This is a genomic window from Companilactobacillus ginsenosidimutans (assembly GCF_001050475.1).
Taxonomy (GTDB): domain Bacteria; phylum Bacillota; class Bacilli; order Lactobacillales; family Lactobacillaceae; genus Companilactobacillus; species Companilactobacillus ginsenosidimutans.
Genome location: NZ_CP012034.1, coordinates 349,093 through 361,401, shown reverse-complemented (window position 1 = coordinate 361,401; position 12,309 = coordinate 349,093). Strand labels below are relative to the sequence as shown.

The window sequence follows — 12,309 nt, the reverse complement described above, 5'->3', positions numbered from 1 at the left end:
GTAACTGTTTCTAAAGCGATGAATATCCAGTTATTCTGCATCAGACAGTTAATGAGTCACGCAACGAATCAATAGTTTTTGCGCCTATACCACTGACTTTTGTCAAATCTTCTAACTTTTCAAAATTCCCATTCTTTTCCCTGAAATCAATAATTTTCTCTGCTTTTTTCGGACCGATTCCTGATACATCCTTAAAATCATCTGGAGAAGCGGTATTAATATTTACCTTCTGCTTCTCCTTACCAGACATACTTGATGATAGAGATGAACTAGCTACAGATGGTTTTTCACCTTGAAATGGGACATAAATTTGCATTGAATCAGTAACCTTTTGTGCTTGATTAATTTGTTTTACTTCAGCATTGGCGGTTATTCCTCCTGCTTTTGCAATTGCATCCCTCACAATCGAATTGGGTTGTACAGCATACACTCCCGGATTCTTAACTGCCCCTTGAATATCCACAAATCCTCCTTTCTTGGGACTGGACACCTCTTTGTGCTCATTAGATTTCTTTTCTGATGCTTGTGGTTTTATTACTTGAGCAGTGCTTGGATTGCTACTACGAGCAGGAATCAAAGAGTGAACTGCAATATAGCCCACTAAAACTCCCGAAATTAAAATCAATATTATTTTATAATCCTTAATTTTTTCAATAATTCTTTCCATTAATATCACCTCAACATATAATTACGCAAAAAAAACACGTTCTAATGTGTAAAAACATTAAAACGTGTTTTATTTTTCAAGATAGTTGATTGCATCATCCAATTTCTTAACTGGTACAATTTTCATCTTAGTATTAATTTTCTTTGCAGCTTGTTTAGCGAGATGATAATTATTTACATAATCAGGATCATATTTCTTAATTTCCTTGGTAACTGGATCATCAGGTGCGAAGAAAATTGTTGCACCTTCAGCAGAGGCTATAAATACCTTCTTGTCAATTCCTCCAATTGGGCCAACTGTTCCATCAGGACTGATAGTCCCAGTTCCAGCAACAGTTCTACCTTGCTTCAAATTTTTATTAGCAATTTGAGAATACACTTGAAGAGTAAACATTAATCCTGCTGATGGACCACCGATTTCTCCGGCATTTATAGTTGTAGGTGGAACGCCTTTAGCCACTGAATCATCAGTTAAAGTAATTCCTAAACCATAGTGTTTAGTCTCCTTTAGCTTGACCAAACCTCCAGAAACATTTAATTTTCTGCCGTTACGATCAAGACTAATTGAAACCTTGGATTTTTTATTTTGCTTACGAACATAATTTATAAACTCATTAGAACTTTTAAACTTGTATCCATTAATTGAATTTATTGTATCTCCGACTTCAAGCTTTCCTTTAAAGTCAGAGTTACTAGTAATATCCATTACATAAACACCTTTATAGACCTTGTTAAAAGGTTTATGAGCCTTTGTATAAGCAGCTTGAACTGCATTATTAGTGGCTGACTTCATGTAGTATTGTTGAACTTGATTATATTGAGCGGATGTTTCATTACCCATCAGCTCTTCTTGAGGATAAATCGTCTCGAAATCATTTTCCATTGATTTAACTAATAAAAATGGGGTGGCTCGAACAATTCCCACTGTTGTCAAAAGCAAATTGCCTTTCTTCTTATCGTGCTTCCCATCAACTTTAACAAATTGTGAAGTTGGTTCGGCACTTCCAGGAACTTCCAAATAATAATTAGTTTGAAAGAAAAAGAATAAGACGACAATCGCAAAAATAAATATAGCGCCAAGAATTTTATTTCTTGATTTATTAAATTTCAAGAGATCTATTTCCCTTCTGCAATCGTTTTGTTAACTCTGTGGCAACATGTTTTGGAACAAACTTAGTAATGTCACCGTTAAACTTTGCAACTTCCTTGATCATTGACGACGAAATGGTGCTGTATTTAGTATCGGAAATTAAAAAGATAGTTTCAATATCATCATCCAAAGCTTTATTAATTGAGGACACTCCTGACTCATAGCCGAAATCGTCAGCATTTCTCATCGACCTAACCAAGAAAGTAGCTCCATAACGTTTTGCTAGTTTGATAGTAAGCTCATCTTTACCATTTACCACTTTTACGTTTGGTAAATCTTTTATTTCTTCCTCAATAAAAGTTTTCTTCTCGTCATAAGTAAAAAGGTATTTTTTTGATGTATTGGTCATTGGAGCAACTATTAGTTTATCGAACAATTTAGAAGCACGTCTGATGATATCGACATGACCATTAGTGATTGGGTCAAAGCTTCCCGCATAAAGTCCAATTTTTTCTGACATTAGTTACCTCCAAATTGATACAAAGCAACTTTCGTATCTTTGTAATCCTTCTTTTTCAATAATGTGATTGTTTCGATATTTGAAATATTAACTTCGTAATCAGTTTCATCCACAATGATGGCATCAGAACTCAATAAATTAAAATCAACCATATCCTGAATAAGATTCTCAGTAATTTTCATCCTATACGGTGGATCCAGAAAAACCAAATCAAACTTAACGTCTTTTTCTTGGAAAATTTTCAGTGCCTCTGTTGCTGCTGATTTGATTACCTCAAATTGTTCCTCATGATGGGTCTTCTCAACATTCTCATTGATAGTGGCAATTGCCTTGTATGCTTTGTCCACTAAATATGATTTTTGATAACCGCGCGATACTGCTTCAATACCTAAAGATCCCGTTCCGGCAAATAGGTCTAACACGTTGCCATCAGTAAAATATGGCGTAATCATGCTAAACATTGCTTCTTTAACCTTACCAGACGTTGGTCTAGTGTTTTTCCCTGGAACTGGCTTTAAATTTAAGCCTCGAAATGAACCTGAAATTACTTTCATTATTCCTCCTCAGTTTTATCCTCTGGGGTTTTTAAAACATAGTGTTCATCTAGCTCTTTACGGTGAGCTAGTGAAATTCGTTTTACGTATTTTTTGGTAAGAAGTTCTTTTTGAACTTCAGCCAGCCTGCTTGAATTAACATAAAGCATGACATATTTCATTTTTGGAGAACTATAATAAATCGTTCCATAATGTTGCAATTTGCGTTTCCATTTCATTGAATACAGCCAGACATACATTGCCTGACGCTCAGTTTTTTTGAACATTGAATCACCTTAATTTTTCAGAATCAAACTTGTTTGTTGCTTCAAGGTTTAGTGCTATTCCCAGCGCAATCGATAAGACTATCATACTAGAACCACCATAACTAATAAACGGCAAAGTAACACCAGTTAGTGGAATATAGCCAAGCAATCCACCAACATTTAAAAATATTTGTGTCATCAACATTGTAGCAATACCATACAACACTAAAGACATATATCTATTCTTTGATCTTAGTCCTACTAATAATATCCTAAAGACAATTACTGCCAGCAGTCCCAAGACAATTATTACTCCCACAATACCTAATTCCTCACTAATAATAGCTAGGATAAAATCAGTATGTGGTTCAGGCAAATATCCACGTTTTTGAATACTATTACCCAAGCCAACTCCAAAAATACCACCGTTACTAATTGCATAGTAAGAATTAACGATTTGTGCTCCAGCTTTTCGTTCAAGCTCAAAGGGATGGGCCATGGCCAAAAATCTTTGATATTGATAACTATTGACAAAGAATGATGGTCTAACCGTAAACAAAAATGTCATAACTGCAGCAAGAATAGCTATTAATGACCCATCTAACGTAATAATTATTTTTGACGGAATCGTTGAAGCAGAAATTAGTACTAAGCTAATAATGGTTAAAATCATGGCACCACCAATATCAGGCTGAACAATAACCATGGCAATAACGGTACCTAAGAAAAATATTTGTGCTAAATTATCTTTCACCAAATCTGTAAAGCGTAAATCCATTAATCGATCTTGCTTATTTGATAATATCAAAGCTAAATATAATACAAACACTAATTTAGCTAACTCTAGTGGCTGAAAATTTATAACTCCTAAATTAATCCAAGCCGAAGCACCATTAATCTTACTGGCTGGGTTAACCAACCCTTTGACTACTAAAACGAATAATGATGCCCACGTAACGAAACCAAGCAGAAGTAATACACCCCTACTTTTGAGAACGTTCACTTTCAGCATATAAACAAAGAAACAAAAAACTAACCCTACAGTTGCATACAGAGCTTGTTTGACTAAATATTGAGTTGTACTACCGCCATTCACCATATTGTTATAAAAACTGGCCGAATAAACCATTACGATACCAATTCCCAACAAAATGACAAACGGAATGACGATCCATAGGTCAATCAGCTTTAATTTTTTCACATTTAAACTCCCAAAATCTAATAATAAGATTATACCACCAATTAATTTCCGGTTACTACCTAAGGAGCTTATAAAAAAAAGAGTCGAAACAATGTTTCGACTCTGATTTATTTAAAATTAAGCTTTTTTAGACATTTTACGTTGCTTGTCATACTTCTTACGTTCGTTTGTATCAAGAATCTTTTTACGTAAACGAACATTCTTAGGTGTTACTTCACAAAGTTCATCATCATTTAAGAATTCGATTGATTGTTCTAGTGACATAGCCTTAGGAGTCTTGATCGCAGCAGCATGATCTTTACCAGAAGCACGAGTATTAGTAAGGTTCTTACCCTTAGTAACAGTAACGGCGATATCTTGATCACGACTACTTTCACCAACGATCATTCCTTCATATACATCGACACCGGCACCGATAAATAATTGTCCACGATCTTCAACTGATTGCAAACTATAAGTAGTTGATGGACCTTGGTTAATTGAAACCAAAGCACCAGTTCTTCTACCTGGTTCCCAATTTTTAACAACTGGCTTGTATTCTTCAAATGTGTGGTTCATGATTCCATAACCACCAGTCATTGATAAGAATTCAGTTGAGAATCCAATCAATCCACGAGAAGGTGCTGAGAAAATCAAACGTGTTTGACCATTACCAGTACTTTCCATGTTCTTCATGTCACCTTTTCTTTGTGACATTGCATCGATAACTGAACCAACATATTGGTCAGGTGTATCAATTGTAACTTCCTCAAATGGTTCACTATTTACACCATCAATATTCTTGTAGATAACTTCTGGACGAGAAAGTTGTAATTCAAAGCCTTCACGTCTCATTTCTTCAACAAGAATTGACAAGTGAAGTTCACCACGTCCAGAAACCATCCAAGCACCTGCTTGATCAGTGTCTTCAACTTTAAGTGAAACATCAGTATGTAATTGTCTTCTTAAACGTTCGTCAATCTTTCTAGCAGTAACTTCTGAACCTTCGCGACCTGCGAATGGTGAGTTGTTTTGTAAGAAAGTCATTTGGAGTGTTGGTTCATCAATACGCAATAATGGTAAAGCTTCTTGGTGGTCAACTGGTGTAACAGTTTCACCAACATAAATATCTTCCATACCGGAAACAGCAATTAAGTCACCGGCTTTTGCTTCTTGAACTTCAACACGGTCTAGTCCCATGAATCCAAAGATCTTAGTAACTCGGAAGTTCTTCGTAGAACCATCGAGTTTCATAACTGTAACACTATCACCAATCTTGATCTTTCCACGGAATACACGACCAATACCAATACGACCAACATAATCGTTGTAATCTAGTAGGGCAACTTGGAATTGTAGTGGTTCGTCTGAATTATCAATAGGAGCAGGAATTGTCTTAAGGATAGTATCAAACAATGGAACCATAGTATGTTCTTGTGCAGCAGGATCAGAATCGTAACTTGATGTTCCGTTAATAGCTGAAGCATAGATAACTGGGAATTCTAGTTGTGAATCATCAGCACCTAATTCGATGAATAATTCAAGAACTTCATCAACAACTTCTTCAGGACGAGCACCTGGTCTATCAATTTTGTTAATAACAACGATAGGTGTTAAATGTTGTTCAAGCGCTTTTTTCAAAACAAAACGTGTTTGTGGCATTGTTCCTTCATATGCATCAACAACTAATAAAACACCATCAACCATTTTCATGATACGTTCAACTTCACCACCGAAATCGGCGTGTCCTGGAGTATCCAAAATGTTGATCTTCTTGCCCTTGTAATCAATGGCAGTATTCTTTGAAAGGATTGTGATACCACGTTCCTTTTCAATTGCATTAGTATCCATGGCACGATCTTGAATTTGAAAGTGCTCCCCTAATGTATCTGATTGCTTAAGCATCTCGTTAACCAATGTAGTTTTACCGTGGTCAACGTGGGCAATAATAGCAATATTTCTGATATCTTCTCTTCTTTTAGTCAAGTTACTTCTTCCTTCCATATAACATCAATGAACAATCTCTTGCATTAAAAAAACTGTGATTGTAATTCACAGTTTATTTAGAGTTTTTAACTGTCTCTAGTACTTCAGAAACAACTTTCTGAGTACCAGCTATTACGACTTGTGATTTTAGCATATCAACGGGCTCCCCGTCAACTCCTACAACACTTAAGCCAAGTGTTTCACAAAGTACACGGCCTGCTGCGAGATCCCAGGGTTTTAAATATGACATATAAAGCACTTCCTTGCCTTTCAGGAGATGTTCAAACACAATGCCGGCACAACCTAGTACTCTTAGTCCACTGCTCTTGTGGACGACTTCTTGAGTATTTAAATAATTTTTTAAAACCATTGGGCCACTAATGATTACTAAGCCCTCTTTTAATGTTGAATTTATTGGTTGGGCCAATTGATGATTATTTTCAAATACTCCCAGATCAGGACCACCATGATAAATTCGGTGTTCCATAACATTAATGATTGCACCAACTAAAGGTTTCCCATCCAGGTAAACTCCAACCATTGAGGCAAAGCTGTCATGACACTTAACAAAATTCATGGTTCCATCAATAGGATCAACAAAAAACACAAGTCCAGCCATTGAATTAACCACATCACCAAAGCCCTCTTCACTAACAATGGTTGCATCTGGGTAGTTTTGTTTGATAATGCCAACAATGTTTCGTTCGGTTGACTTATCGAAATTTGTCACTAAATCATTGGGACCTGATTTTGTGTCGACATCCTTAGTTTTAGTTACATCTTGTTCAAGATTTTTCCCAACATTAGTTAATAGTTCTACTAAAAATCTATCTATTTCTTGACTTGTTTCTTTCATAATGAAGCCTTACTTTCCCGTTACTTGGTGTGGACTGACTTTGTTTAAATGCCTGATAAATTGAATATCCTGATTCTAATTGAAATTCCTTATCGAATTTACGTTGCTCCATTTTAGTTGGAACAACTTGGCAAAATGCGCGATACTTTTGCATGAATTTTTCTTTTGAAATACCTGACTCATAAACTGATTCAACTGCATTGTACAAAGAAATAACTCCAACGATGTCATCATCTGACCATTCCGGATCAAGTGGATAACTGTAATTCTCTCGCATTGTCAAAATCCCCCATTCTTTTTACTCTTTAACTATACAAAAAAAGCGATGCAATTGCATCGCTTTTGATAAATTTTAAAGATGTGTTGGATAACCAATAAGGATATCTGCAGCTTCTTGTACTGGTTCACCTAATGTTGGGTGTGGGTGAATTGTTAATGCAAGATCTTCTGCATTTAGTTGACAATTAATTGCCAAACTTAATTCAGAAACTAATTCACTAGCACCAGGTCCGACAATCTGACCACCAATAAGTGTACCTGTCTTTTTGTCTGAAACTAATCTTACAAATCCTTCAGCTTCATCCAATGAAACAGCACGCGCATTACCAGCAAATGGGAACTTAGCAACGTTTGTTTCGATTCCTTTGTCTTTAGCTTGATCTTTTGTAAGACCAACACTTGCAAGTTCAGGGTCTGTGAAACAAACTGCAGGAACGCCGATAAAGTCATTAGCAGTGTTCTTACCAGAGATTGCTCCAGCTGCTACTTTAGCTTCAAAGAATGCCTTGTGAGCTAAAGCTGGGCCAGGAACAATATCACCAACAGCATAGATGTTTGGAACAGATGTGCGACCTTGTTCGTCAACTTCAATAAGTCCACGATCAGTTGTCTTAACATTTGTCATTTCAAGACCAAAGTTGTCAGTATTTGGACGACGTCCAACTGTAACCATGCAGTAATCTGCCTTAACAGTTGCTTCTTTACCATCAACTTCATAAGTAACGGTAACATCGTTATCAGTTTCATCAGCCTTTTTGGCCATAGCATTGGTAATAATTGTTACACCCTTAGCCTCAAGACTCTTCTTAACGATTGAAACCATATCTTTTTCGAAGTTAGGGATAATTTGTCCAGTACCTTCAAGAATAGTAACGTGTGCGCCAAGATCTGCATAAGCACCAGCTAATTCAGAACCAACGTATCCACCACCGATAACAACAAATTCCTTAGGAATTTCTGGTAAGTTTAAACCACCAGTTGAATCGATAATACGTTTGTTAAACTTGAATCCTCTAATTTCAACAGGACGACTACCAGTAGCTAAAATCAAATTCTTAAATTTGATAGTTTGGCCACCACCGTTATCCATAAATTGACGTGGGCCACTAGGCATAACACGTAGTTGTGTGTCACTGTCTAGGTATGCTTCACCGTTGATAATTTCAACTTTGTGTTTCTTAAGAAGCATGTTGACACCATTTGTCATACGGTCAACAACTTTAGTTTTCTTCCATTCTTGTGTTTTTGCAAAATCAATTTCAGCACCAGTTGTAGTAATTCCATAAACTGATGAGTCACGGTCTTGTTTTAATCTGTTACCAGCAGCAATAAGTGCCTTTGAAGGAACACATCCAACATTTAGACATACACCACCGACTGTATCTGATTTTTCAATAACTGTAACTGATTGGCCATATTCAGCAGCACGGATAGCTGCAACATATCCACCAGGACCTGAACCAATAATAACTGTGTCTTTTTCTATAACATTCTCTGCCATTTTCTTACTAGCCCTCCATTAACAACATATCAGGATCATGTAGAAGTTTCTTCAACAAGTTCAATGCATTTTGTGCCAAAGCACCATCAATAAGTCTGTGATCATAACTTAGTGACAATTTAAGCATCTTACCAACTTGAATGTTGCCTTCCTCGTCAACATATGGTTCATTAGCAATCTTACCAACACCTAAAATAGCAACTTCAGGGTAGTTGATAACTGGAGTAAACCAGCCACCACCGATTGAACCAACGTTACTGATTGTAATTGAACCGCCAGTCATCATGTCTGAGCTTACTTTGTTGTCATAGGCAGCTTGTGAGTTCTCTGTGATTTCCTTAGCAATTTGGAACATACCTTTTGAGTCAACGTTCTTAATATTTGGAACGTATAGTCCATGTTCAGTATTTGTAGCAATACCAACGTTGTAGTAATGTTTGTAAACAATTTCGTCAGTTGAATCATCGATTGATGCATTCAATTCAGGATATGCTTTCATTACAGCAACTAATGCCTTAACAATGTATGGCAAGAATGTAAGGTGAATATCTTGATCAGCAGCAATTTGCTTGTACTTCTTACGGTTTGCCATCAAAGCTGAAACTTCAACGTCATCAAAACTTGTAACGTGAGGTGCTGTGTGTTTACTGTTAAGCATTGCCTTAGCAATAGCTTTTCTAGTCATTGACATCTTTTCACGAGTTTCAAGTTCTGGAGCAGCTGAAGTATATGGTTGAATTGGTGCTGCAGCAGCTGCAGGTGCAGCTTTGGCACTTGAGCCAGCAGCAGGTGCGCCACTCTTGGCAGCGTCAACATCAGCATTTGTAATTTGTCCATGTTTACCAGAAGGTGTAACTGTTGATAAATCAACACCTTGGTCACGAGCATATTGACGTACTGATGGCATTGCTAAGTAATTAGCGTTTGCTGAGCCAGTTGCTTCGGCTGCGGGTGCAGCAGGAGCTGCGGCTTTTTCTGCGGCTGGTGCAGCTTTTTCATCTGCAGCAGGAGCAGCTTCTTCTTTAGCTGCTGGTTCCTCATCGTCACCTGTATCAGCAGAGCCATCATCAATAATAATTAATGTGTCTCCAATTTCAACAGTATCTCCCTCTTGGGCTACGATTTGTTTTACGGTACCAGAAACTGGTGAAGGTAGTTCCTCAACTGATTTATCATTTTGGATTTCAACTAAAGAATCATCTTCTTTAACTGTATCTCCCTCTTTAACAAGCCAGCTAGCAACTTCACCTTCGGCCATTCCTTCACCTAATTCAGGTAATTTAAATTTAAAGGCCATTGTTTGAAACCTTCCCTTCCATGCTTAAATAATTAGTAGTTTAGAATCTCGTTAGCTTTTTCAACAATTTCATCTGCACCAGGAATCCAGTAATCTTCACCTTGAGCAAATGGATAGACACTATTTGGAGCAGCGACTCTACCAATTGGTGCATTAAGAGAAAGAATGGCATCTTCAGCAATTGCTGATGCAACTTGTGCACCGACACCAGCCATCTTTTGGGCTTCTTGTACGACAACTACTTTGTGTGTTTTCTCTAATGATTTGAAGATTGTTTCTGTATCGATTGGTGAAACAGTTCTAAGATCGATAACTTCTGCTGAAATATTATTTTCTGCAAGAGTATCGGCAGCTTTTTTAGCTTCATTTACTTCAGCACCATAAGCTACCAATGTGATATCTGTACCTTCACGAACAACGTTTGCTTTGTCCAAAGGAACAGTATATTTACCATCAGGAATATCGTCTTTCATTGAACGGTATAACTTCAAGTTTTCCATAAATAGGACTGGATCATTGTTTTCAACTGATGAAATCAATAGTCCCTTAGCATCATATGGATTACTTGGCATAACAACACGTAAACCAGGAGCACCTGTAAAGTAGTTTTCAAGGTTATCAGCGTGCATTTCAGCAGTATGTGTACCACCACCATAAGGTGTACGGATTGTTACTGGTGAAATTTGTTTACCATTGAAACGGAAACGCATTCTGGCTTGTTGACCAACAATTTGATCAATTGCTTCAAAGGAGAATCCCATGAATTGGATTTCTGGAATTGGACGGAAACCTTTTAGTCCAAGACCTGTTGCTAATCCTAAAATTCCTGATTCAGCTAAAGGAGTATCGAAGACACGGTCTTCACCATATTTGTCTTGCAAACCTTGAGTGGTTCTAAATACACCACCATTTTTACCAACATCTTCACCGAAGATCAATGTCTTTGGATCATCTTCTAGTAGGATATCCAAAGCGTCAGTGATTGCTTGAATATAGGTTTTCTTTGACATTATTCGTTCGACTCCTTTGCTTCGAATTTTTCAATTTCTTTTCTCATTTCTGGAGTTGGTATTTCAAAAGTACGTTTCAACATATCAGAAACTTTGTCTTTAGGAGCTTCATCGGCTTCCTTGATTGCATCTTTAAATGATGCTTTATATTCATCAACAAGTTTTTCTTCTTGTTCATCTGACCAAAGTCCCTTGTCTTCAAGAACTTTTCTCAAACGAATGAGTGGGTCCTTTTCATGCCAAGGTTTAACTTCGTCTTCTGTTCTGTAACGTTTAGGATCATCACCGGCACTTGAGTGAGCACCATAACGATATGTAAGTGTTTCAATCATTACAGGACCATTTCCGGCTACCATATAATCACGGGCTGCTTTAGCAACTGTATAACATGCTAGGATATCCATACCGTCAACTTGGACACTAGGAATACCAGCGGCAACAGCTTTTTGTGCTAATGATGGAGCTGCAGTTTGTTTAGCTCTTGGAGTTGAAATAGCGAATCCGTTATTTTGAACGATGAACAATGTTGGTGTTTGGAAAGCCCCAGCAAAGTTCATTCCTTCATAACTATCACCTTGAGAAGTACCACCATCACCTGTGTATGTAAATGCAATTGTGTCTTCTTCTTTGTTCTTCTTAATACCAAGACCAACACCTGCTGCTTCGTCATAAGCAGCACCAATGATGATTTGTGGCATCATTGAATTAGCTTCGTATTCATTACCCAGAACATGTCCTCTTGACCATAGATACGCTTCAGTAACTGTGGCACCATGTTGAATGAGTTGTGGAACATCACGATAAGCAGGAAGTAGGTAATCTTGTTTCTTCATTGCTAAAACAGTACCCATTTCTGATGCTTCTTCACCTTCAGTAGGTGCATAGAATCCCATACGTCCTTGACGAGAGAAGTTCATTGTTTGTTCGTGCAAAGCACGTTCCCAAACCATTTTCTTCATAAACTCAACTAAGTCATCATCAGAGAATGAATCAAATGTTTCTTGATCCACTACATTTGAATTTTCATCCAAAACCTGAATTGGCTTAGGCAAATCTGCCAAGTCTTTCTTAATTGCTTCAAAATCAACAACTGATTTATTTGCCATTATTCACATTCCTTCCATA

At 37.1% G+C, this 12,309-nt stretch carries 13 protein-coding genes; all 13 read right to left on the bottom strand.

The features are described from left to right. Positions 1 to 40: 40 nt before the first annotated feature. The 13 genes from ABM34_RS02020 to pdhA all read right to left on the bottom strand — a co-directional run bounded on the left by ABM34_RS02020 (position 41) and on the right by pdhA (position 12,290). A complete protein-coding gene (locus ABM34_RS02020) occupies positions 41 to 667 on the bottom strand; it encodes a helix-hairpin-helix domain-containing protein (protein WP_048702819.1) in 627 nt (208 codons plus the stop codon). Between the two features lie 69 nt (positions 668 to 736). Beyond that, a complete protein-coding gene (locus ABM34_RS02015; RefSeq protein ID WP_048702816.1) occupies positions 737 to 1,777 on the bottom strand; it encodes a SepM family pheromone-processing serine protease in 1,041 nt (346 codons plus the stop codon). Then, the gene (gene coaD, locus ABM34_RS02010; protein WP_048702813.1) at positions 1,767 to 2,276 is read right to left on the bottom strand and encodes a pantetheine-phosphate adenylyltransferase; all 510 of its coding nucleotides are present in this window, start codon (positions 2,274 to 2,276) and stop codon (positions 1,767 to 1,769) included. The genes ABM34_RS02015 and coaD overlap by 11 nt, the downstream gene beginning before the upstream one ends. Continuing rightward, on the bottom strand, positions 2,276 to 2,830 hold the full coding sequence (rsmD, locus tag ABM34_RS02005; RefSeq protein WP_048702812.1) for a 16S rRNA (guanine(966)-N(2))-methyltransferase RsmD: 555 nt from the start codon (positions 2,828 to 2,830) through the stop codon (positions 2,276 to 2,278). Before rsmD ends, coaD begins: the two co-directional genes overlap by 1 nt. Continuing rightward, positions 2,830 to 3,096 carry a DUF2129 domain-containing protein gene (locus ABM34_RS02000; protein ID WP_048702810.1) on the bottom strand — a complete coding sequence of 89 codons (267 nt, stop codon included), beginning with the start codon at positions 3,094 to 3,096 and terminating at the stop codon, positions 2,830 to 2,832. The genes rsmD and ABM34_RS02000 overlap by 1 nt, the downstream gene beginning before the upstream one ends. A 4-nt stretch (positions 3,097 to 3,100) precedes the next feature. Beyond that, positions 3,101 to 4,276: an FtsW/RodA/SpoVE family cell cycle protein gene (locus ABM34_RS01995; RefSeq protein ID WP_048702807.1), complete on the bottom strand. Its 1,176-nt coding sequence runs from the start codon at positions 4,274 to 4,276 to the stop codon at positions 3,101 to 3,103. 117 nt (positions 4,277 to 4,393) lie between these two features. Then, on the bottom strand, positions 4,394 to 6,259 hold the full coding sequence (gene typA, locus ABM34_RS01990) for a translational GTPase TypA (RefSeq protein WP_048702805.1): 1,866 nt from the start codon (positions 6,257 to 6,259) through the stop codon (positions 4,394 to 4,396). Positions 6,260 to 6,314: 55 nt separating this feature from the next. Next, complete coding sequence (locus ABM34_RS01985; protein ID WP_048702803.1) at positions 6,315 to 7,097, bottom strand: inositol monophosphatase family protein; 783 nt, start codon at positions 7,095 to 7,097, stop codon at positions 6,315 to 6,317. After that, entirely contained in the window at positions 7,069 to 7,374 is a 306-nt protein-coding gene (locus ABM34_RS01980; protein WP_048702802.1) for a UPF0223 family protein, read from the bottom strand. Before ABM34_RS01980 ends, ABM34_RS01985 begins: the two co-directional genes overlap by 29 nt. A 75-nt stretch (positions 7,375 to 7,449) precedes the next feature. Then, positions 7,450 to 8,877, bottom strand: coding sequence for a dihydrolipoyl dehydrogenase (gene lpdA / locus ABM34_RS01975; protein WP_048702800.1), 1,428 nt, complete (start codon positions 8,875 to 8,877; stop codon positions 7,450 to 7,452). Between the two features lie 7 nt (positions 8,878 to 8,884). Continuing rightward, positions 8,885 to 10,174, bottom strand: coding sequence for a 2-oxo acid dehydrogenase subunit E2 (locus ABM34_RS01970; RefSeq protein WP_048702798.1), 1,290 nt, complete (start codon positions 10,172 to 10,174; stop codon positions 8,885 to 8,887). A gap of 32 nt (positions 10,175 to 10,206) precedes the next feature. After that, positions 10,207 to 11,184, bottom strand: a complete 978-nt coding sequence (locus ABM34_RS01965; protein ID WP_048702796.1) for an alpha-ketoacid dehydrogenase subunit beta — start codon at positions 11,182 to 11,184, stop codon at positions 10,207 to 10,209. Next, entirely contained in the window at positions 11,184 to 12,290 is a 1,107-nt protein-coding gene (pdhA, locus tag ABM34_RS01960; RefSeq protein ID WP_048702794.1) for a pyruvate dehydrogenase (acetyl-transferring) E1 component subunit alpha, read from the bottom strand. The genes ABM34_RS01965 and pdhA overlap by 1 nt, the downstream gene beginning before the upstream one ends. Positions 12,291 to 12,309 lie beyond the last annotated feature (19 nt).